20 protein-coding genes are annotated in these 21,842 nt (G+C 36.8%); 8 read left to right on the top strand and 12 right to left on the bottom strand.

Annotation, left to right across the window (positions count from 1 at the left end; genetic code table 11):
- Positions 1 to 23 precede the first annotated feature (23 nt).
- The 12 genes from ACN5J7_RS03675 to ACN5J7_RS03620 all read right to left on the bottom strand — a co-directional run bounded on the left by ACN5J7_RS03675 (position 24) and on the right by ACN5J7_RS03620 (position 13,913).
- Complete coding sequence (locus ACN5J7_RS03675) at positions 24 to 1,073, bottom strand: NAD(P)/FAD-dependent oxidoreductase (protein ID WP_418602798.1); 1,050 nt, start codon at positions 1,071 to 1,073, stop codon at positions 24 to 26.
- Positions 1,074 to 1,181: 108 nt separating this feature from the next.
- Positions 1,182 to 2,072 carry a gliding motility protein GldN gene (gene gldN / locus ACN5J7_RS03670; RefSeq protein ID WP_311939745.1) on the bottom strand — a complete coding sequence of 297 codons (891 nt, stop codon included), beginning with the start codon at positions 2,070 to 2,072 and terminating at the stop codon, positions 1,182 to 1,184.
- A gap of 68 nt (positions 2,073 to 2,140) precedes the next feature.
- Complete coding sequence (gene gldM / locus ACN5J7_RS03665; RefSeq protein ID WP_418602796.1) at positions 2,141 to 3,703, bottom strand: gliding motility protein GldM; 1,563 nt, start codon at positions 3,701 to 3,703, stop codon at positions 2,141 to 2,143.
- A 47-nt stretch (positions 3,704 to 3,750) separates the two neighbouring features.
- Positions 3,751 to 4,386 (bottom strand): gliding motility protein GldL, encoded by a 636-nt coding sequence (gldL, locus tag ACN5J7_RS03660; protein ID WP_311939742.1) that lies wholly within the window; start codon positions 4,384 to 4,386, stop codon positions 3,751 to 3,753.
- Between the two features lie 78 nt (positions 4,387 to 4,464).
- Complete coding sequence (gldK, locus tag ACN5J7_RS03655) at positions 4,465 to 5,835, bottom strand: gliding motility lipoprotein GldK (protein ID WP_311939741.1); 1,371 nt, start codon at positions 5,833 to 5,835, stop codon at positions 4,465 to 4,467.
- A gap of 157 nt (positions 5,836 to 5,992) precedes the next feature.
- The gene (locus ACN5J7_RS03650) at positions 5,993 to 7,159 is read right to left on the bottom strand and encodes a formimidoylglutamase (RefSeq protein ID WP_311939739.1); all 1,167 of its coding nucleotides are present in this window, start codon (positions 7,157 to 7,159) and stop codon (positions 5,993 to 5,995) included.
- Positions 7,160 to 7,162: 3 nt separating this feature from the next.
- Positions 7,163 to 9,667, bottom strand: a complete 2,505-nt coding sequence (gene topA / locus ACN5J7_RS03645) for a type I DNA topoisomerase (RefSeq protein WP_311939736.1) — start codon at positions 9,665 to 9,667, stop codon at positions 7,163 to 7,165.
- A gap of 136 nt (positions 9,668 to 9,803) precedes the next feature.
- On the bottom strand, positions 9,804 to 10,571 hold the full coding sequence (locus ACN5J7_RS03640) for a hypothetical protein (protein ID WP_418602792.1): 768 nt from the start codon (positions 10,569 to 10,571) through the stop codon (positions 9,804 to 9,806).
- A gap of 22 nt (positions 10,572 to 10,593) precedes the next feature.
- Positions 10,594 to 11,364: a hypothetical protein gene (locus ACN5J7_RS03635; protein WP_418602791.1), complete on the bottom strand. Its 771-nt coding sequence runs from the start codon at positions 11,362 to 11,364 to the stop codon at positions 10,594 to 10,596.
- 124 nt (positions 11,365 to 11,488) lie between these two features.
- On the bottom strand, positions 11,489 to 12,742 hold the full coding sequence (locus ACN5J7_RS03630; RefSeq protein WP_418602789.1) for an LVIVD repeat-containing protein: 1,254 nt from the start codon (positions 12,740 to 12,742) through the stop codon (positions 11,489 to 11,491).
- 28 nt (positions 12,743 to 12,770) lie between these two features.
- A complete protein-coding gene (locus ACN5J7_RS03625; RefSeq protein ID WP_418602788.1) occupies positions 12,771 to 13,166 on the bottom strand; it encodes a hypothetical protein in 396 nt (131 codons plus the stop codon).
- A gap of 57 nt (positions 13,167 to 13,223) precedes the next feature.
- A complete protein-coding gene (locus tag ACN5J7_RS03620; protein ID WP_418602786.1) occupies positions 13,224 to 13,913 on the bottom strand; it encodes a hypothetical protein in 690 nt (229 codons plus the stop codon).
- Positions 13,914 to 14,059: 146 nt separating this feature from the next.
- On the opposite strand from ACN5J7_RS03620, the gene miaB reads away from it, so the two are divergent.
- From miaB to ACN5J7_RS03580, 8 genes are all read left to right on the top strand, one after another.
- Positions 14,060 to 15,508: a tRNA (N6-isopentenyl adenosine(37)-C2)-methylthiotransferase MiaB gene (gene miaB, locus ACN5J7_RS03615; RefSeq protein ID WP_418602784.1), complete on the top strand. Its 1,449-nt coding sequence runs from the start codon at positions 14,060 to 14,062 to the stop codon at positions 15,506 to 15,508.
- Positions 15,509 to 15,597: 89 nt separating this feature from the next.
- Positions 15,598 to 16,866: a sigma-54 dependent transcriptional regulator gene (locus tag ACN5J7_RS03610; protein WP_311939721.1), complete on the top strand. Its 1,269-nt coding sequence runs from the start codon at positions 15,598 to 15,600 to the stop codon at positions 16,864 to 16,866.
- A gap of 131 nt (positions 16,867 to 16,997) precedes the next feature.
- Positions 16,998 to 17,501: an LPS assembly lipoprotein LptE gene (lptE, locus tag ACN5J7_RS03605; RefSeq protein WP_418602783.1), complete on the top strand. Its 504-nt coding sequence runs from the start codon at positions 16,998 to 17,000 to the stop codon at positions 17,499 to 17,501.
- A gap of 93 nt (positions 17,502 to 17,594) precedes the next feature.
- Complete coding sequence (locus tag ACN5J7_RS03600) at positions 17,595 to 18,530, top strand: hypothetical protein (protein WP_418602782.1); 936 nt, start codon at positions 17,595 to 17,597, stop codon at positions 18,528 to 18,530.
- Complete coding sequence (gene secG / locus ACN5J7_RS03595; protein ID WP_311939715.1) at positions 18,530 to 18,892, top strand: preprotein translocase subunit SecG; 363 nt, start codon at positions 18,530 to 18,532, stop codon at positions 18,890 to 18,892. The genes ACN5J7_RS03600 and secG overlap by 1 nt, the downstream gene beginning before the upstream one ends.
- 145 nt (positions 18,893 to 19,037) lie before the next feature.
- The gene (locus ACN5J7_RS03590) at positions 19,038 to 19,313 is read left to right on the top strand and encodes a co-chaperone GroES (protein ID WP_311939713.1); all 276 of its coding nucleotides are present in this window, start codon (positions 19,038 to 19,040) and stop codon (positions 19,311 to 19,313) included.
- A gap of 125 nt (positions 19,314 to 19,438) precedes the next feature.
- A complete protein-coding gene (gene groL, locus ACN5J7_RS03585; protein ID WP_418602779.1) occupies positions 19,439 to 21,070 on the top strand; it encodes a chaperonin GroEL in 1,632 nt (543 codons plus the stop codon).
- 118 nt (positions 21,071 to 21,188) lie between these two features.
- Complete coding sequence (locus tag ACN5J7_RS03580; RefSeq protein WP_418602778.1) at positions 21,189 to 21,833, top strand: DUF6090 family protein; 645 nt, start codon at positions 21,189 to 21,191, stop codon at positions 21,831 to 21,833.
- The last annotated feature ends 9 nt before the right edge of the window (positions 21,834 to 21,842 follow it).

The following is a 21,842-nucleotide window of genomic DNA, read 5'->3' as shown; positions in this document are numbered from 1 at the left end:
GCTACTATCCCTAACGCAAAACCTCAACTCAAATTGGTAAAACGTTTAATATCAACTTCATTATCCAAAGGCACATCGTTTTCAATAAAATTATAAAGCTGATGCGCCACATAAGGACCAATCATAACCCCGCGGGTGCCCAATCCGTTTAGCACATACATGTTTTTATGTATAGCATGTTGCCCCACTAAAGGCCGCCTATCCTTTACAGTTGGCCGTATGCCAGCAACTTGATTAACCACTTTAAACGAACAATTAATATGTTTTTTAAGTTTGGTTAACAACTCGTTTTTGGCTTTCTCCGTGATTCTATTTGTGGTATCCTCCCACTCGTAAGTGGCGCCAACAATATACAAATCATCTTTCAGCGGAATTAAAAACACACCGGCTTTCAACACAAAATCAATCTTTAAATCCGGAGCTTCAATTATTAACAGTTCGCCTTTTGTTGGCACTAAGGGCAATGTATTAAAAAACGGATTTTTAACAACTCCAAAACCTTCGGCAAACACAATGTGTTTTGCTTTTGTGTTTTGGTATACCATACCATTTTCTAAAAGTTCAATAGCCTCATAATTAAAAGCTTCTTCAAAAAACAAGTTTTCTTTTATCAGCTGTTTTTTATAAGCATCTATTAAGCACTTGACGTCAATTCTACCGGTTTGCAATACTTTACCAAAACCAAAAGGCGCATCAATGGCGTCATTTTCGTTTTTAATAATGTTTGTTGATAGATACTCGGCCAGCTGTAGTTTATCGGATGCCGCGAACCAATCGTTTTGCTCTTCAAGCGATGCGAATTTCCGATACACCGGAATTTTATAATCCAATTTAACGTTGAGGCTTCGCTCCAAATTGGCATACATAGGTAATGCCATTTGCAATTGTTCTTTGCTTTTCCAAACCGATGTGAAGCGTTTTAACACGATTGCATTGTACAGACCGCCGGCAACCACTGACGATTGCTGCGATTTATCATCAAAAACCACAAATGTTTTGTTATTGACTTTTAACTGCTCGCAAAAACCAATGCCCGCCAACCCGATACCGACTATAATGTAATCTACTTGCATAAGTTGCGAAGATACTCAGAAAATGGATTCCTATCTTTAAAGGAATAACAAAAAAAAAGACTGTCTTTTCAGACAGCCTCATTTTTATGATATTATATTTTGTGCGACTTAGTACGTCCACATATCCAATTCGAAATCTCGAATTTTATCTTTGATACGATCAGATTCCAATAATTGCATCAATGCATTTTCAGATACATATTCGCTAATTTTTCTATCACCTTGAACATTTTCCTCTTTATAAATATATCCGTGAAAACGTCTCGAATTCAATATATGATCGAAAGAAAAAGGAATGGAGCTGTTCTCGTTGTTAAACGATTTTGCCTCGTGCAGCACTTCTCTCGCATCTGGGAAAAACACCCAAAAAAGAGGTACTAAATCTGGCTCGTCGGTATCAATAAAATTCACATCGGGTGCCACTGGTGCGATTCCCAATAAACGATATTTCATTTCAGATTGACGTTTATCAAAATACCAAAGTCCTTTAATATGATACTCTTTAATATCAGCAGCTGTAATATCACGTCTGTTGATATATTCAGGCGATAACTCTTCACCAGCATTAATTTGTTCGATACCCAATTCGGTTGTATCAATCATGGTTAAGGCCGCTTCAATATCCTTTAAAGTTCTCTTAGTTGTAAAATACGAATCATCGTAAATGTTTTTTATTTTTCCGTCTTTTACGCTTTTCATAAGTACGTCGTATAACGAGCGTCTATTTTTACCAATATTGTTGGTATCGATAGGGTAATACAACGGAAAATTAGAGCGCTCATCAAGAACAATCTTTTCCCAAACCATTTTAGCGAAAAGAACATCTCTATCGTCAACGTACCCATATTCCAATGGTTTATCGTTATCGACTGCTTTTTGGGCTTCTGTTCTCACCCCAATTTCCTCAGGGCTTTTAGCGTTTAATATATTGGCCTGAGCCATTACACCAGACACTGTAAAAACAGCTGTTACGGTTAATAAAAAACTTTTTAAGTTCATCTTAATTTTTATTTTACAATTTAATTATTAGGGATAATTTTAAATAAAATTATCCCTAATGGTTTTATCTAGTTTGTAAGCTCAACAAATACCGGAGATACCTTTTTTAGTATCACGCTAACACCACTGGCTTTAGCTTCAATATCGAATATTTGAACTCCAGAACCACGTTTAGCTTTACGTAAAGCACCTTTTGCTCTACTATCTAACTTGTTTCCACTAACATTTATTGTGGGTTGTCCAGGAACTTTAAATTTAAAGCCTGTAACACGCAAAGGCAATTCGAAATCGAAATCGTCAAATTTAGCGCCAATAGTCGATATTTCAAGACTGTTACGTTGCATTTTTAATGCTCCATCTTCACCTCTTACCGTACCTGTTGGTTTTGGTAAATCTTTAATTCTGAATTTTGCGTTATCGCTAACTTTACCGCCATCCGGTAATGTACCGGTAACGTTAATAGTAACTTCTCTACCTTTAATTCTTGTAGCATCCATTACATAGCTACTACCAGAACCTCTTGATAAACCTTGAGCGCTTGCAGTTACTTTGTTATCAGGAATACCAGCAAATGAAATGGTCATTGGGTTTTTAACACCTCTATACACCACATTCATTTTATCTGCTGAAATGGTTGCCGCATTTGGTTTAGCAACGGTTGCGAAAGATGAGTTTACAGGAACTTCAATTTCCTCGCCATCTTGGGCAAAAATTAATTTACCCTCAATTTTATGCTCGCCTACACCACCAGTTCCTATCTTCAACTTTACTTTACCATCTTCAATAGAATATTGGTTTTCAGATAACGGTCTGCCATCTAAAGTTAATTCTACTCTAGTAGGTTTAGTAGAAGCATCTTTACGACCTAACACAATTTGTCCATCAAACTGCTCACCGTTAAAATAAGCCGATTTTGTTGTTTCCATTAATGTTGTATAGTTGGTCATGGACACCTCACTTGAAAGTGTCCCTTGTAACATGTTACCTAAAACTTCAGATTCAGTCGTTTTAATATCGGCTTGAAGCTGTGTCATTTTAGTTAAAGATGCCACTAAAGGAAATCCTTTGTAGTGGTAATCCAACCAATCTACTTTTATACCGTCCCTGTTTATTTCTTGATCGGTATTGAACTTCTCCTTAACGTCCTTAATAACGTTTTCCATTCCTTTTTTATCCTCTAACAAAGCTACTACACCTTCTCTAAAGGTATTTATTTGGCTTAAAAACTCCTGTCCTTCTGGTTTTAGCTTATCGCCTTTAAAGAAATTTTGGTCTAGGTAATCACCTTTATCCATAATTTCATAATCGGTAGGATCATCGACCGTAGAAGTCATTTTTGTTTTTAATTCTGATAAATACGAATCAAAATCAGTAGCCAACTTATGCAAATTTTCAGCATCGGCCTTTAAAGGCAGATACTTATCAGGCTGCTCTTCTGCCTTTAGGTTTAAACTTGCTACAAAACTATTGTTACGTGCCTCGGCGGCTTCGTTAGATTCTACAAGTCTTTCGTTCATTAATCCGAAGGCTGAAAGCACTTCTTTCGACATATTTAAAGCTAGCATCGCTATAAATATTAAATACATCAGATTAATCATTTTCTGTCGTGGTGATAAATTTCCTCCTGCCATGTCTAATTAGGTTTTTGGTTAATTATTAATTTGGGTTAACCCCCTAATTAGTTTTTGTTCATTGCAGTTAACATACCACCGTATACGCCGTTTAACGACGATAAGTTTGACGCTAAAGATTGCATTTGCTCTTTTAATTTAGCAGCATTTTCTACAGATTCTTCGTTAATAGCTGCTTGTTTATTGATGCTTTCCAACTGTACTTTGTATAAACTGTTTAAAGACTCCATTTGTGCAGCAGCAAGGGTTAACTCTTCGCCATACTTTTTAGTAGCCTCAACAGAATCTACAGTTGAAGATATGTTTTTTGCAGCACCTTCAAAGTTTTTAATGCTATCGCCTAAACTAGCCATTAATTCGCCATCAATTTTGGCGTCTTTTAATAATTCGTCTAATTTTTTAGACAACAACCCTTGTGGGTTTTCTTTTTCTTTTGCGCTTGACGTTCCACCAGCTAATTCTGGGTACACCAACGACCAATCTAAATCGTCGTCTACGGGTTCGAATGCTGATATTGCAAAAATAATTGCTTCGGTTACAAGGCCTAAGGTTAACATAACGTTACCTGTTAAAGGACCTATTTCAAAGTGAATAATTTTGAACAGGGCGCCAACTATTACAATTGATGCTCCTAATCCGTAAGCCATATTCATAAATCTTTTACTTGCTTTTGACTGTGCCATAATTTTCGGTTTTTAATTTTAAGTAGTATTACTTAAGTAGGTTAATTAATAGTTATTATTATTGATTTGATTTAATATTTATCTGTTTCCAGCGTTTCTTGTTACTTGTGTCCCCATGTAATCTTGCACTGTTCTGAAACCTATATAACTTCTTGCAGAATCTGCATATTCGTAATCTCTCGTACTTACCTGTAAAAAGTAAGCTACATCTTTCCAAGAACCGCCCCTAACAACTTTACGTTGATTGTTATTATCGTTTACACTTGGATTAATTGTTGATGTGTACTCGTATGAGTTTGGATCGTAAGATGCATTTACCCATTCTGAAACATTACCGGCCATATTATATAAGTTATAATCGTTTGGCTCATAAGATTTGGCTTCTACGGTGTACAACGCTTGATCTGCTGCATAATCGCCACGAACGGGTTTAAAGTTTGCCATAAAACATCCTCTGTCACTTTTTGTATAAGGGCCTCCCCAAGGATATGTTGCGGCTTGCAGCCCACCTCTAGCGGCATACTCCCATTCTGCTTCAGATGGTAATCTGAATCTATTAACAAAGGCTGCCCCTTTAGATTTCTGGTAAGCATTTTTGTTAATGGTTCTCCACTCGCAAAAGGCCTTGGCTTGTTTCCAAGTTAAACCTACAACTGGATATTCGCTATAGGCATCGTGCCAAAAATAATCGTTATGCATAGGCTCGTTATACGAATAAGCAAAATCTCTAATCCAAACGGTTGTATCTGGGTAAACCTCAATTTCTTCTTTAATGATAACGTCTTTACGTTTTACACCTCTGTTTCTAGCGGCTTCTTGGATATCCATGTGGCTATATTGGAACTTAAACTTTTTAACATCCCAAGTACGCTGCCCATTGTAAGACTCCTCTAGAGGCAAATACATGGTATCCATCACTTCGGTGTAATACTCATCTGGGTATTCAGCGGTATCAAAAATTAAATCGACATCGTGATTTATTTTTCTTCCTTCATAACCTGTTGGTCCTAAACCGGTGTAGTTTTCGAACATGTATTTTTCGTAAACCGACATGTTTGCAGTATCGGCATCTTTAAACGCATACTCTCCAATACCTCCATCTTCTGGAATTTTTCCAACCTCATCGGCCAAAACAGCAAGTTTCATTCTTACTATAGAATCTCTTACCCAATTAACAAATTGTCGGTACTCACTATTGGTGATTTCGGTAGCGTCCATGTAAAGCGCTCTAACAGTTACTGTTTTTGCAGGAGCATCATGTATTCCGGCAAGATCGTCGTCGGCTTTACCCATTATAAATGCGCCACCAGGAATAAGTTCCATCCCATACGGCTTTTCTGGGTGCCATTTTTTACCTTTAACACCAACTAATTCCCCTCTATCTTTAGAGCCACAACTAGCTAGTAATGTTAATACTGCGGTTAATAAAATAAACTTCTTCATATCCATAGAAAACTCGAGGTTAATTATTTAAGCTTCATATTCGAGAGCGTAAACATATTTATATATTTTTTAAAAAACAACTTTTTTTACAAAAAAATTACATTTCATCGTGAAAAAATTACATTTCACCGACAAAATAAACAGTTTGACCATACTTTGTCTATTAGACACAATTCTTTTGAAATGCTTTATACCAACGTTCTGGCACCATATTTTTGCAGGCATCTATATAATCCTGATGCATGCAAGGTAATAACGTATGCCTTTTTAATTTATTATTGACTTCTGATAAAAAAGGAATCTCAATCCACCATCTGCCGGTTTTCACACTCTTGTAAAATACCAGTTCTTGCTCATCCACTAAAGTAATGAATTTTTGATAGTTCTTTTCGTTTGAGAAATCATCATCCTTCACTCTAAAGTTAACACCCTCAATAAAATACCAAATCATTTGGGCAATTAACAGCGATGTAATCTCATCGTCCTTTGATGGCTTATATTCGTAAATACCGAACGACGACACCTTATTACTTATACCCGCATAACGTGCAATGGCACAAATTTCCTTACCATCTAAGCCATTGGGTGAAAACTTTTGGTTTGTGCTAAGCTCTGACGCTTTTACCGCACTTAAATCGATGCTTACAATATTGGCATCGCGCAGGACGGGCTCCACAATGGTTATATCGTTCGACACCTGACCTAATCTATACGATTCGAAATACAGTTTGTCCATCAAATCGATTTCCTCTTGCGAATTAAAATAAGTTTGATAGCCAATGGTGGCGTAATTAAACAGGTTGTAGGGTTCGTCTAAAATAATCTTGCCCACAAAACTGTTGTTTTTTATGGGTTTTGCCGAATCTCCTAAATTAAACTTACTATCTACATTTACGATATTAACCATAGGTATCAAGGCATCGTAAGCCCTGTAATTGGCATAGGTTAAATCTTGTGAGCCACCCAATATAAGTGGAATAATATTCTTTTTTACCAATATGGTAATGGCTTCTTTTAATGCAAAATAAGTATCTTCAACACTTTCGCCCTTATTGATATTACCTAAATCGGCAACCGTGGTGTTCCAACTACCGGGGAAAAGTGCGTAAAGTGATTTTCTGATTTCGTTAAGCTGAAATTCTTCACCTATATAATTAACGTCATTTCTATTTTCTAAAACACCGAGAATAGCAATATCAACACCATCTAAATCGGGGATACCATTTTGAGCAGAATGAATTCGTAATTTCCGTCCTAAAGCCTGTGATGAAAGTAACTCGTTATGTGCTACAACCAAATCTGAAACAGGTGCGAGAAAATTAAAGTTCATAAATTATTTCTTTTTAGCCGTTGTTTTTTTCTTGGTTGCTTTCTTTTTTGCTGGTTTTTTCTTGGGTGTTTTAGCTTCAATCAAGGCCTTGGCTTCTTCCAATGTCATGTCTGACACATCAATGGTTTTTACCAATTCTACCTTTATTTTTCCTTTTATAACGTTGTGTCTTCCCCAACGTGCTTTTTCAACACGAATGCCTTCTTCTTCCCAATTATGGATGACTTTATCTATTTCTTTTTGAATTTTGGTTTCAATCAATTCAACAATATCATCATCTGATAAATTATCCCAATCGTACTTTTTGTTCACGTTAATAAACATATTGTTCCATTTAATAAATGGCCCAAAACGCCCTTTACCTTTTTGCACCGGCAAATCTTTATACATATATATTGGTGCATCGGCTTTTTGCTTTTCCTTAATTAAAACAATGGCATCGTCCAGCTCTACGCTTAACGGATCGGTGCCTTTTGGTAACGATACAAATACGTCGCCGTGTTTTACATAAGGGCCATAACGGCCGTTATTAACTTGCACGTCTTCACCTTCAAAAGTTCCTAAATCTTTTGGAAGCTGGAATAAATCCATGGCTTCGTCGTAAGTAATGGTATTTAATTGTTGGTCGGGGCTTAGGCTTGCAAATTGTGGTTTTTCTTCGTCATCAACCGTACCTATTTGTACCATGGGGCCAAATTTACCCAAGCGCACACTTACTTGTTTGCCTGTTTTGGGGTCTTTTCCTAAAACACGCTCTCCGGATTCCCTATCGGCATTTTCTTGAACATCTTCAACTGTGGGATGAAAATCTTTATAAAAATCTTTCATCATTTTAGTCCAATCTACTTTCCCTTCAGCAATGTCATCAAAATCTTCTTCAACTTTTGCTGTAAAATTATAGTCTAATATATGTTCAAAATGATTCACCAAAAAGTCGGTTACAATCATTCCTATATCTGTTGGAACGAGTTTCCCTTTATCGGAGCCCACTTTCTCAGTAAGCGTTTTATCTTTTACGTTTCCGTTTTTAAGAGTTAGCTGCGTATAGTTTCGCGCTTCGCCTTCAACCGTACCTTTCTCAACATAATTTCTATTTTGAATGGTTGAAATGGTTGGTGCATAAGTAGATGGACGGCCAATACCCAATTCTTCTAATTTTTTAACCAAAGAAGCTTCGGTATATCTCGCTGGCGGACGCGTATAGCGCTGGGTTGCGGTAATGTAATTGTTGAGCAAAGTCTCGTTGGTTTTCATTGCCGGCAGCATACCTTCTTGCTCGACATCTTCATCATCTGTACCTTCTAAATACACTTTTAAAAACCCATCAAAAGTGATTACTTCTCCGTTTGCCGTAAAGGCTTCTTTATGCGTTGAAGCGCTAATTTTTACATTGGTACGCTCCAATTCTGCTTCGCTCATTTGCGAGGCGATGGCGCGTTTCCAAATTAAATCGTACAATCTGGCTTGGTCGTAATCTATATCAACGGCATGTGTTGCAAAATTTGTTGGACGAATGGCCTCATGTGCTTCCTGTGCGCCTTTTGCTTTGCCTTTATAATTTCTTGGTTTACTGTATTTATTGCCAAAGGCTGCCTTAATTTCTGCTTCTGCGCCCTTTCTGGCCTCGTCGGATAAATTCACGCTATCGGTTCTCATATAAGTAATTAAACCGGCTTCGTAAAGGCGTTGTGCCATCGTCATGGTTTTGCTTACCGAAAAATATAATTTACGCGAGGCTTCCTGTTGTAATGTAGACGTTGTAAATGGTGCTGCAGGTGATTTTTTAGCTGGTTTTTTTTGTAAATCGGCTACCTTAAAATCTGCTGAAGCATTTTTTTCCAAGAATTTTTGGGCTTCTGCTTTAGTTGAAAAATTCTTAGGTAATTTGGCCTTAAAGGTTTGACCGTCTTCGTTTGAAAATTCGGCATCAATCCTATAAGACGCTACCGGTTTAAACTCTTGGATTTCCCGTTCCTTCTCAACAATTAACCGCACTGAAACGGATTGCACACGACCTGCCGACAAACCGCCCTTTACCTTACGCCAAAGCACGGGAGAGAGCTCGTAACCCACAATTCTGTCTAACACACGGCGGGCTTGTTGCGCATCGACCAAATCGTAATCGATACCTCGTGGATTATCAATAGCACGTTGAATGGCCGTTTTAGTAATTTCGTGAAAAACGATACGTTTGGTTTTTTCTTTATCCAGCTTTAAAGCCTCTGCTAAATGCCATGCTATGGCCTCACCCTCACGATCTTCATCACTTGCCAACCAAACCATTTCTGCTTTTTTAGCTAAGTCTTTCAGCTTTTTTACAACTGCTTTTTTATCTTTGGAAACTTCGTATTTTGGTTTAAAATCACCATCAACATTAACGCCCAATTCCTTTGAAGGTAAATCGGCGATATGCCCAAAGCTCGATTCCACTTTAAAATCTTTTCCTAAAAATTTTTCAATGGTTTTTGCTTTTGCCGGTGACTCAACAATTACTAAATTCTTCGCCATACTTGATTTTTTGAAGCTACAAATGTATATGAAAAAAAGTTTATCTGTAACTTTTTATGGATAATCTGTGATTTAATTCATAAAAAAAGCCTGTATTTTTATGCATAAACACAGGCTTTTACGGTTGTTTTAAAATTTATTCTACGGTTGTTCCTATTTCTTCAATAGCACTTGTTTCGTTAAAACCTACGGATTCCTTGTACACAAAATACGCTGGTAAATATGCAAAAGATGCGGTGACGAACACCCCAATAAAACACATAATCATTCCAACCAATTGAGCCAAAATACTAGATATAATAAGCAGCCCAAAGGTTATTAGCCACTTTTTATTTCCCAACTTAAATCCAATTTTTACAATATCGGAAGCGGTTAAATCCGGGTTAAACGCATAAATGACATTGATTAGTGCGATGGGCACCATAACATAAAAAATAGGCAGTACACAAAGGAGTGTTGCAATCAGGCTAATTCCGAAAGTCATGGCCGCTAATTTTATTGTTTTGCCTAAATAGGGTTTTTTAAAGAAGTAAAAGTAATCGTCGGATCCGGCTTCATTTAAATCTTTTATTTTACAAATTCTGTAAAAAGCAGATTTTAACCCAAAAGCAATAATCATGGCAAAAAAACTAAATACTATCGTAATGAGATAAAAAGGTATAAGCAGCGCCCAATTTGGCTCTTGCCCCTGTTGCATGGCTTCTGGATCTATAAACCCTATTGCCATCATGGGTAAAAATGTAATTAAATATATAGGTATCATCAATACCATTGTTAGTAAGAGCATTACCAAACCTTGTACCCAAACCTTTTTAAAAAGCTCAATCGATTTACCGAAAATATCGCCAAAATCCAAATCTTTGGCATTTTCAATTTTTTGCAACAATGTGTTCATAGTATTCATTTATTTTAGTTTTATGGTTAGTTTAATAATTTGATTCGTCGCCCATTCCTATTTGGTCTATTTCATGAATTTCCTCAAAACCAATAACCTCTTTGTAAATAAAAAACACAGGCAAACAAGCAATTGATATGGTAAAGAACAAACCAATTCCGCAGGCCAAAAGCCCCAACATTCCTAAAATGCCGGTAACAAACATAGCTCCAAATGTAATCAGCCATTTTTTATTACCAAGCTTAAAGCTGGCTTTAACAATTTCGCCTTCGGTTAAATTTGGATTATTGGCAAATATGATTGAAAAATAAGATAGCGGCACCAGCACATATATATATGGTATTAAAAACAGTAGTTGTGCAAGTGTTGAAATACCTGTATAAATTAACCCGAGCATAAATACTTTGCTAAAATATTCCTTTTTAAAAAAATAAAAATAATCATCGCCTTCATCCTTTCCTAAAACAAAATTCTTGCATATTCTGTAAAATGCCGATAAAAAGGCAATGGTTAGCGTACTTGCTAAAATAGATTGTGGCACACTATAAAGGGCATTTGCCGAATAGAAGGTTAAAAACGATTCCATTTCAAATCCGTTTTCAAACAGGTAATTTTCTGGAGCCAATCCAATTAACGAAAACGTAAAAGCAATAACAAAACCACCAATCATTAAAAATAAGATTGCTAAAAAACCTTTTAGCCAAACGTGTTTGAACAAATCAATTGATGCGGAAATTATGTCGCCAAAATCCAAACTTTTGGCATGGTTTATCTTTTCTTCTAATTGGGGAAATGAATTCATTTTGGTTGAAACAGTATTTGGTTAAGGTTTAAAAAGAAATTTTTCAGCAATATATAACAATATACTTTTAACAAAAAAAATCCCGCTGAAAAGCAGGATTTTTTTATTCTATTTTAAGCCCTATTTAATTCAACGAATAAGTACTTATTAACGTTACATCATTATTACTGCCATACGCGTATTGATACAAGGTTTCACCGCCAATCATGATTAACGTGTTTTCTAAAGGAATAACATCGGTGGCATGAATGTCGTTAAACGACTTAGCCATTTCAATATTTAACGGATCCGATTTATCAAACAGTTTTAACCCTGCCGTACCATCGCAAACAAAAAGCATGTGGCCTTTTATCCCTAAACCATAAGGGTTTTCTAAGCCATATCTTGCTGCTAGGGTTGGTTGTGTTTTATCGCTGATATCAATAACTTCCAGAACGCTTTCCTGTTGACCGCACAAATTACCGCCTCTTAGCGTAACATAAGCGTAATCGCCATCAACAACAACGGGGTCGCAGCTTTCCCAATGCACAAATTCTGAGACATATTCCGGTAAAGATGGATTTGCTAAACTATAAATATACATACCCCTGGTGCTGCCTAAATACAAATGATTATCGGCGTAAAACATGGTTTCAATATTAATGCCAGCGTTAATCGCGTTCTCAAAAGCGGGTTGCGACAAATTACTAATATTAAAGGTTTTCATTTTAGATTCTCCAACAGTGTACAAATAATTATTTACGATTTGGAAGCGCGCCAATGAGCCTCCTGTTCCGGTGTTGGATTCGGCGCTGGGTGCAAAGTTAGAATTTGCCAAGTCAAAATAAGGCCCATAATAACCTGGGTGCTTGCCAACTTCGCGACGCTCTAAAACCGCCGACCACCCAACAATAATATGCTCGTTGGCGTCATAATCCATATAACTAACAGCTTGAACACCTTCTGGGAAATCATAATTGGGCATGGGCAAAAACATATCTTCCAAGGTTGTTGTTTTTGTTATATTATTAATATCGGAAATATCAAAAACCACCAAATCAATCGAGCTATCGGCGAACAGATGATTATCTTTCACGGCTATATCTACATTTCCAGGTATGTTAATAAAGGTTTTAGCCACTGGATTTTTCGGGTCGGTGTTATCTAAAACGTGGATGCCTTTGTTTACTTCGTTTATAAAAATGAAGTTGCTGTAGGCATAAATTTTTCCGGCCTCTTTTATTTCAATGGGCGTTTCGGCTTTTACAGAATTTCTAAATGCTGTTTTGCTCATTAATTCTGGTGTTGCAACTTTAACAAACTCGTATTCAATGTTATCTTTATCACAGGACATCATGCCGAAAAAGATGAGGCTTAATAAAAGGAATTTTAATTTCATGGTATTTTTTATATAGTTGATTTTTTATTTAATACGTATAATTTAATGAAGACTCCAAACCTTCAATATGCAGAATGACCTCATTTACACTATTATCAATTTGCAAAGGCTTTAAATTGAAGGAAATGGTTTTTTCAAAATAAGCCAAACAAACTTCATTGTTAATCAATTGAAACTTTAAATAGCGTTGCTCTGGAGATGATTCGGCTATTGCACCAGAATCTACCAAATTAAAACCCCAATTATCGGTACTACATCCTGAAGCACTTACAGTAACTGTTAAGCAATCTCCAGTGATTTCTGCATTACTCAATTTAAAATTTGCCGATTCTAAATTGTCGTATTCAGATTTATCTACGATAGTTACAAAATCGCACGCACCATTATATAAATCATCGTTCTCATCTTCACATTGTGTATTCATAAAACAGAAGCAAATCAAAACGAAAAACAGCAATTTTTTAATCATATCGAAGTTATTTTAGTAGGTTAATAGGGGGAATCCGTTTTGACACGTCACGCCTTTTGGTTGTTGCGGCACATCGCAGGTCGAGACAATCTCCCATTTTATATTGTATGCGTTTTCAGCGGCATTATACGCTTCAATTTTTTGTAAAAACACATCGGTATCAATCTGATTTGAATAGGCCATAAACCCTTGTGGGCCACCGCAAGCTTTAGAACCATAAGCCGTAAAGGTCCAATCTTCTGCATTAGTACACGATACGCTTATGCTCAAATCGTAAATCTCATTATACAATTCCATTAATTTCTGGTGGTCTTTTTCCTGCTCGGTCAGTTCTCTTTCTACAATCAATTCCGTTTCACTCACCGATATAATACGCCATGCATAATTTATGGGATAAAATTCTTGGGTTATGGTAACCAAGGTGTTTTCCAAATCCCATTTGCCATTATAATCGGAATAGGTTAAAGGCGGTGTACCGCACCATCCCGAAGAGCGTTCAACAAAATCTCCATTGGCCTTAAACATAATACCAGAAGCATTTTGGGGTAAAGCTGCAGCTCTTTTAAAAACGGTTTGTTCTTCACTATAACTGGGTTCAACCCAACTACCTACCAATAAATTATCGGGATCTGGAATAACATTCTCGCTGCTATCACAAGCCAAAATTAAGAGTGCGAATAAAAAAAGAGCTTTGATTTTCATAATTTTCAACATTTATTTTAAAGATGCATTATTCGCTAAAAGGTTGCGTTATTTTTAACACAAAATAACATGACATTGTGTCACTAAAATAAAAATAAGTTGTATCTTTGCACACTTATTGACAGCGATAGAGGCAGGAATTAATTATGGAAAAGATAATAGACGAAAACAAACAAGGCCAATCTTTGGTTTTAGAACAAAAAAAAGAAAATACACGTAAGCTTTTTATTGAAAGTTATGGATGTGCCATGAATTTTAGCGACAGCGAAATCGTGGCTTCTATTTTAACCAATGAAGGTTTTAATACTACCCATAGTTTAGAGGAAGCCGATTTGGTTTTGGTAAACACCTGCTCCATTCGTGACAAGGCAGAACAAACCGTTCGCAAACGTTTAGAAAAATACAACGCTGTAAAACGGGACCATAACCCAAAAATGAAAGTAGGCGTTTTAGGCTGTATGGCAGAACGCTTAAAAACCAAATTTTTAGAAGAAGAAAAAATTGTAGATTTAGTAGTTGGCCCCGATGCGTATAAAGATTTACCCAACCTATTGGCTGAAGTTGACGAAGGTAGAGACGCCATAAACGTAATCCTTTCAAAAGAAGAAACTTATGGCGATATTTCACCAGTACGTTTAAACTCCAATGGTGTAACGGCCTTTGTATCGATTACACGTGGTTGCGATAATATGTGTACGTTTTGCGTGGTACCGTTTACGCGCGGTCGCGAACGCAGCCGAGACCCACAAAGTATTATTGAAGAAGTTAACGATTTATGGAACAAAGGCTATAAAGAAATTACCTTACTTGGGCAAAATGTAGATAGTTATCTATGGTATGGCGGCGGCCTTAAAAAAGATTTTACAAAAGCGAGCGATTTACAAAAAGCCACGGCCGTAAACTTTTCAAAGTTATTAGAACTTTGTGCCAAAGCACAACCTAAAATGCGTATTCGTTTTTCAACCTCAAACCCACAAGATTTAACGTTGGATGTAATTGAAACCATGGCGAAATACGATAATATTTGCAACCACATTCATTTACCGGTGCAAAGCGGAAGCGACCGTATTTTAAAAGCGATGAACCGTTTGCATACCCGTGAGGAATATATGGAGCTGATTGACAATATCCGCAGAATGATCCCAAATTGTGCTATAAGTCAGGATATGATTGTTGGTTTTCCAACCGAAACCGAAGCCGATTTTCAAGATACCGTTTCGTTAATGGAATACGTAAAATATAACTTTGGCTATATGTTTACTTATTCCGAACGCCCCGGAACTATGGCAGGCCGTAATATGGATGATGATGTTACCGAAGCCACAAAAAAACGAAGGCTGCAAGACATTGTAGATTTACAACGCGAACACAGTGAAATAAGAACCAAAGAATGGCTCAACACCACGGTAGAGGTATTGATTGAAAAAGAATCAAAAAAATCGGATGCACAATGGTCTGGTCGCACACCGCAAAACATAGTTTGTGTGTTTCCAAAAGAAGATTTTAAGGTTGGAGATTTTGTAAACGTAAAGGTTACAGATTGTACGAGTGCTACTTTAATTGGAGAGGCTGCTGAGCTAAGTAAAAACAATTAACAAGCTGTCATTCCTGCGCAAGCAGGAATCCACAATTTTAAAATAAAGTTTAATTAAACAGATTCCTGCCTACGCAGGAATGACAAAATATGGAATCCGTTCAAGCAATAAAACAACGTTTTGGCATTATAGGCAATACAACTGCACTTAATCGCGCTATCGAAAAAGCGATACAAGTGGCGCCCACAGATATTTCGGTTTTAGTAACTGGCGAATCTGGGGTTGGTAAGGAAAGTATTCCTAAAATTATACATCAATTATCGCACAGAAAACACAATAAATACATTGCGGTAAACTGTGGTGCCATTCCGGAAGGCACCATTGACAGTGAGCTTTTTGGGCATGAAAAAGGGGCATTTACAGGTGCCACACAAACCCGAAGCGGTTATTTTGAAGTGGCCGACGGCGGTACTATATTTTTAGACGAGGTTGGCGAGCTCCCACTAACCACCCAAGTGCGTTTGTTGCGTGTTTTGGAAAATGGCGAATTTATAAAAGTAGGCTCCAGCAAAGTTCAAAAAACCGATGTACGTATTGTGGCGGCCACCAACGCGAATATGTTTCAGTCTATTCAAAAAGAAAAATTTCGCGAAGATTTATATTATAGATTAAGTACCGTAGATATTCATTTACCACCATTGCGCGAGCGTCAAGAAGACATTCATTTGTTGTTCAGGAAATTTGCCAGCGATTTCGCATTAAAATACAAAATGCCAACGGTAAAATTAACCGATAATGCCATTCAGGTTTTATTAAAACACCGTTGGAACGGTAATATTCGTCAATTACGCAACGTCGCAGAGCAAGTGTCCGTTTTAGAGGAAAACCGTATCATTACCGCCGAAGTACTAAAAAGTTATTTACCAACATCGGGCAGCAATTTACCGGCCATTGTTAAAACAACTAAAGCCGAAAGCGATTTTAGTAGCGAGCGCGAAATTTTGTATAAAGTCCTTTTTGATATGAAAAGTGATTTAAACGATTTGAAAAAACTCACCATGGAACTCATGAAAAATGGCAACATTAAAGATGTTGAAAAGGACCACGGCAGTTTAATTCAAAAAATTTATGGCGATGATGATGACACCGAAACAGATTACGAAGAAGCCTTAACAGAAACTGAAGTGATATCGATTCCCGAGCATTCAAATGTGAAGGGCGAAAGCTCAAGTAAGCAGGACAAATACCACTTTGCCGAAGAAATTGAAGAAGAGGAAACCTTATCGCTACACGACAAAGAATTGGAATTAATAAAAAAATCGCTTGAACGTCATCAAGGAAAACGTAAATTAGCGGCAGCCGAATTGGGCATCAGTGAACGCACCTTATACCGAAAGATTAAACAATATGATCTTTAAACGCGCGGGCAGTCGCAGTTTTCTGTAAGCAATTGAAAATTACAACAATATAAAAAAGTCATCGTTTTAAAAACAAAACCCATAGTATCACACTGAGCGCAGTCGAAGTGTAAAAAAATTTGGAAATTAAAATGAAACACATAAAATACATCTTTATACTATTGGCGGCCATATCATTTCAGTCTTGTGGTTTTTATGGATTTACGCAACCCAGTTCGATAAAAGCCGATACTTTTCAGGTAAATCGTATTGAAAATAGCGCCTTATTGTTTGAACCTGGATTAGATCAAGATTTTCAAAGAGCATTACAAGACAAAATAGTAGATCAAACCAATTATAAATTGGAAACGTCTAATGCCGATTTAGTTTACGAAGGCGAAATTACAACCTACAGAATCTCTCCCACCACAGCGACATCGGATAACAAAGCGGCACAAAACCGATTAACCGTTGGTGTAAAAATTAGGTTTTACAATACCAATAACGAAGAAGATAATGTAGATCAAAGCTTTTCGTTCTTTTATGATTATCCGGCCAACGCACAACTTGTTGGTGCTCAAAAAGCAACCGCTCATGAGGAAATTTTTGAACGCTTAACGCAAGACATAATTAATGCAACCTTGGCTAAATGGTAGCTTCGATAGTCTCAGCTACCGTTTTTTAAATTAAACATTAAGTTATCGGTGATTGAGGTTCTCGAAATCACCCAACTAAAAAGTAAATTTTCAATGAATCAAACAGATTTTACATATGTCCTTCAAAACCCTCAAGCCATATCGCATGAGCAAACCGAAGCCATAAAATCCATCATTGATGAATTCCCGTTTTTTCAATCGGCTCGCGCGGTGTACCTTAAAGGTTTAAAAGACCAAAGCAGTTTTAAATACAACCAAGAGCTTAAAACCACTGCCGCTTATACCGTGGACAGGAGTATTTTATTCGATTTTATAACCTCCGAAACATTTATCCAAAATGAAATATCGCAATTCATCAAACAAAACACGGCGCATTTAAAAGCTATCGATGTTACGGTTGAAGATATTTCCATAAACAAGAGCGTGGCTATTGATGATGCCTTAAAACAACAAATTAAAGATACCGATGGCGTTTTAGACCCCGCGTTGTTTCAGCCTAAAGAAGAGCGTCCCAAAAAAGCGTTTGTTTTAGATGATTCGGAGCTTATTGAAAACGTTACGGAAGCTACCAAAACACAAGAAGCCTCGGTCACCGATATTTTAAATTTAGGAAAACCGCTTCAATTTGATAAAAGAGAAAGCCATTCGTTTAACGAGTGGTTAAAATTAACGCGTTTTAAACCAATCAAAAGAGAAAAAACCAATTTTGATAAAGACGAAAAAAGCGTTTCAGATAAAACCGAAAAGGCTAAGAAATTCGAATTAATCGATAAGTTTATCACCCAAAACCCAAAAATAAATCCAACTAAAACGTCCACTTCAAAAGGCAATCTGGCCAAAGCGCAAATGATACAGCCCGAAGCTTTAATGACCGAGACTTTAGCACGGATTTACGTCGAGCAAAAAAACTATAAAAAAGCAATTCAATCTTACAACATTTTAAGTTTGAAATATCCAGAAAAAAGTAGTTTCTTTGCAAACCAAATTAAGGCAGTAGAACAATTACAAGAACAAAATAATAAAGAATAATGAGTACGTTTACAATATTTTTAGCATTAATCGTAGTGGTAGCATTTTTACTAGTAGTAGTAATTATGGTACAAAACCCAAAAGGTGGCGGGTTATCGTCGTCGTTTGGAGGCGGTGGCACACAGCAATTAGGTGGTGTAAAAAAGACAACCGACTTTTTAGACAAAAGCACATGGACTTTGGCAACATTGTTATTGGTTTTAATTTTAGTGTCTAACGTGGCCATTAGCAGAGGTGGAGAAACTTTAGATTCTAAAGCTTTAGATGCCGATGCTACAACATCGCAGCCATTACCATCTGCAACACCGTTACAAACCACAAATAATGATGCTCCGGCAACAGCAAAAGATACAGCGCAGTAATTCAATATTGCTGTAAAAAAATGCCAACTCAACCAGTTGGCATTTTTTGTTTCTGCAAGTTTGTCAGTTAAAAAGTATTGGCACATTTTTAGCATAACGCTAAGGCGTTAAACATAATTTAATTAATTAAAAACAAAATATCAAAATGAGCTTAAACATTAAACCATTAGCAGACCGCGTTGTTATAGAACCTGCACCTGCTGAGACAAAAACAGCATCGGGAATTATTATTCCGGATAACGCTAAAGAAAAACCACAAAAAGGAAAAGTAGTAGCCGCTGGAAAAGGCACAAAGGACGAACCTATTACCGTAAAAGTTGGCGACACTGTTTTATATGGTAAATATGCAGGAACAGAGCTTAAGCTAGAAGGTAAAGATTATTTAATTATGCGCGAAAGCGATATCCTAGCAATTGTTTAATTGCAAATTCCAATAAATTAAAAAAACAAAATCCAATAAAATCTCATTCAAAACAATCATTTTCCAACTTTGGAATTTAAGATTTGAGCATTGAGTTTTAAAAATTTTAAACAAAATTTTTCATTATGGCAAAAGACATAAAATTTGATATTGATGCACGCGACGGATTAAAACGCGGTGTTGACGCATTGGCAAATGCAGTAAAGGTAACTTTAGGCCCAAAAGGACGTAACGTTATTATTAGTAAATCTTTCGGAGCACCACAGGTTACCAAAGATGGTGTTACGGTTGCAAAAGAAATCGAACTAGAAAACGCACACGAAAACATGGGTGCACAAATGGTTAAGGAAGTAGCGAGCAAAACCAACGATTTGGCTGGTGACGGAACAACTACCGCTACCGTTTTAGCTCAAGCTATTGTAAAAGAAGGTTTAAAAAACGTAGCTGCCGGAGCAAATCCTATGGATTTAAAACGCGGTATCGATAAAGCTGTTGCTGCTATTACCAAAGATTTGGAAAAACAATCTAAGCAAGTTGGTAATTCTTCTGAAAAAATAAAACAAGTGGCTGCTATTTCAGCAAATAACGACGACACTATTGGCGAATTAATAGCGAAAGCTTTTGGTAAAGTTGGTAAAGAAGGTGTTATTACCGTTGAAGAAGCCAAAGGCATGGACACTTATGTTGATGTTGTTGAAGGGATGCAATTCGATAGAGGTTACTTATCTCCGTACTTTGTAACCGATGCTGATAAAATGATTGCCGATTTAGAAAATCCGTACATTTTATTGTTCGATAAAAAGATTTCCAACTTACAGGAAATTCTTCCAATTTTAGAGCCTGTGGCACAATCTGGTCGCCCGTTATTGATTATTGCTGAGGATGTAGACGGACAAGCTTTAGCCACTTTAGTAGTTAATAAATTACGTGGTGGACTAAAAATTGCTGCTGTAAAAGCACCAGGTTTTGGCGACAGACGTAAAGCGATGCTTGAAGATATTGCTATTTTAACCGGTGGAACCGTAATTTCTGAAGAAAGAGGATTTACTTTGGAAAATGCAGATTTAAGCATGTTGGGTACGGCTGAAACCGTAACTGTTGATAAAGACAATACAACCATTGTAAATGGTGCAGGTAATGCCAAAGACATCAAAGCGCGAGTTAATCAAATTAAATCGCAGATTGAAACCACAACTTCAGATTACGATAAAGAAAAACTACAAGAGCGTTTAGCGAAATTAGCTGGCGGTGTTGCGGTACTTTATGTTGGCGCTGCCAGTGAGGTGGAAATGAAAGAAAAGAAAGACCGTGTTGACGATGCGTTGCATGCCACTAGAGCCGCCGTTGAAGAAGGCATTGTTGCCGGAGGTGGTGTTGCTTTGGTAAGAGCCATATCGGTTTTACAAAAAATCACAACCGAAAATCTTGATGAAGTTACAGGAATCCAAATTGTAGCACGTGCTATTGAATCGCCTTTACGCACCATTGTTGAAAACGCAGGTGGCGAAGGCAGTGTGGTAATCAACAAGGTTTTAGAAGGTAAAAAAGACTTTGGATACGATGCCAAATCTGAAACTTTTGTAGACATGCTTAAAGCGGGTATTATCGATCCTAAAAAAGTAACGCGTATTGCATTGGAAAATGCGGCATCGGTGGCTGGAATGATTTTAACAACCGAGTGTGCTTTAATCGACATTAAAGAAGATGCCCCTGCTATGCCTCCAATGGGCGGCGGCGGTATGCCAGGAATGATGTAAATCGAGAACACTGTTATATCATAATAGATACTTTTTCAGTATCAAAAAAACGCTTCAATTGATTTTGAGGCGTTTTTTATTGCCCAAATTTTCATAGCTTTAAACAAACTAATCAAAAATGAAAAAACAGTTTAAGTATGCTATTGGCGAAATACTCATTGTCATCGTTGGAATTTCCATTGCATTTAGCATGAACAAGTGCGCTGAAATTCAAAAAAACGATGCCTTAAAAAAGCAATATTTAGAAAACATTAAAAGTGATGTTGAAATTGACAAACAACATCTAAAAAACAATTCCGATGCCATCGATACCAAAATTAAAACCATAAACGAGGTGATTCCTTTATTGGATACGGGTACTCCCGCAAGCGGAAAATCGATTTATAAAATATTCAACGTATTCAATTTAACAGAGTTTTACCCAAAAGACATCACCTATCAAACGATGATAAACTCGGGCGATTTTAAACTCATTGATGATTTTGGATTAAAGACCGCTATCGAAGAACACTATTCTAATTATAAGTCCATTTTAAAGGATTACGAAAGACAAGAAATAATCCACAAAGACTATTTAGGAAATTACATGGTATTCAATATGGATTTTGGCGCCATGAGAAAAGGCGAATCCGGATTAAAGGACGAAAAGCTTTTTAAAAATATTTTGCAAAGCATGAGTGGTTCGCTCATCATTAAAAAAAGTGCCACAGAACGAGGCATTAAAAGCTGTGATAGCTTGTTGACTGTTTTAAATAAAATTTAAACAGTCTTA

This window comes from Hwangdonia sp., assembly GCF_048381975.1.
GTDB classification, from domain to species: Bacteria; Bacteroidota; Bacteroidia; order Flavobacteriales; family Flavobacteriaceae; genus Hwangdonia; species Hwangdonia seohaensis.
Note: the sequence above shows the minus strand (reverse complement) of the source record. Positions and strands in the feature narration are given on the sequence as shown.

Coding starts and splice junctions, on each gene's coding strand:
- ACN5J7_RS03675 (WP_418602798.1), bottom strand. CDS start 1,073: ATGCAAGTAGATTACATTATAGTCGGTATCGGGTTGGCGGGCATTGGT.
- gldN (WP_311939745.1), bottom strand. CDS start 2,072: ATGAACTTAAAAAGTTTTTTATTAACCGTAACAGCTGTTTTTACAGTG.
- gldM (WP_418602796.1), bottom strand. CDS start 3,703: ATGGCAGGAGGAAATTTATCACCACGACAGAAAATGATTAATCTGATG.
- gldL (WP_311939742.1), bottom strand. CDS start 4,386: ATGGCACAGTCAAAAGCAAGTAAAAGATTTATGAATATGGCTTACGGA.
- gldK (WP_311939741.1), bottom strand. CDS start 5,835: ATGGATATGAAGAAGTTTATTTTATTAACCGCAGTATTAACATTACTA.
- ACN5J7_RS03650 (WP_311939739.1), bottom strand. CDS start 7,159: ATGAACTTTAATTTTCTCGCACCTGTTTCAGATTTGGTTGTAGCACAT.
- topA (WP_311939736.1), bottom strand. CDS start 9,667: ATGGCGAAGAATTTAGTAATTGTTGAGTCACCGGCAAAAGCAAAAACC.
- ACN5J7_RS03640 (WP_418602792.1), bottom strand. CDS start 10,571: ATGAATACTATGAACACATTGTTGCAAAAAATTGAAAATGCCAAAGAT.
- ACN5J7_RS03635 (WP_418602791.1), bottom strand. CDS start 11,364: ATGAATTCATTTCCCCAATTAGAAGAAAAGATAAACCATGCCAAAAGT.
- ACN5J7_RS03630 (WP_418602789.1), bottom strand. CDS start 12,742: ATGAAATTAAAATTCCTTTTATTAAGCCTCATCTTTTTCGGCATGATG.
- ACN5J7_RS03625 (WP_418602788.1), bottom strand. CDS start 13,166: ATGAATACACAATGTGAAGATGAGAACGATGATTTATATAATGGTGCG.
- ACN5J7_RS03620 (WP_418602786.1), bottom strand. CDS start 13,913: ATGAAAATCAAAGCTCTTTTTTTATTCGCACTCTTAATTTTGGCTTGT.
- miaB (WP_418602784.1), top strand. CDS start 14,060: ATGGAAAAGATAATAGACGAAAACAAACAAGGCCAATCTTTGGTTTTA.
- ACN5J7_RS03610 (WP_311939721.1), top strand. CDS start 15,598: ATGGAATCCGTTCAAGCAATAAAACAACGTTTTGGCATTATAGGCAAT.
- lptE (WP_418602783.1), top strand. CDS start 16,998: ATGAAACACATAAAATACATCTTTATACTATTGGCGGCCATATCATTT.
- ACN5J7_RS03600 (WP_418602782.1), top strand. CDS start 17,595: ATGAATCAAACAGATTTTACATATGTCCTTCAAAACCCTCAAGCCATA.
- secG (WP_311939715.1), top strand. CDS start 18,530: ATGAGTACGTTTACAATATTTTTAGCATTAATCGTAGTGGTAGCATTT.
- ACN5J7_RS03590 (WP_311939713.1), top strand. CDS start 19,038: ATGAGCTTAAACATTAAACCATTAGCAGACCGCGTTGTTATAGAACCT.
- groL (WP_418602779.1), top strand. CDS start 19,439: ATGGCAAAAGACATAAAATTTGATATTGATGCACGCGACGGATTAAAA.
- ACN5J7_RS03580 (WP_418602778.1), top strand. CDS start 21,189: ATGAAAAAACAGTTTAAGTATGCTATTGGCGAAATACTCATTGTCATC.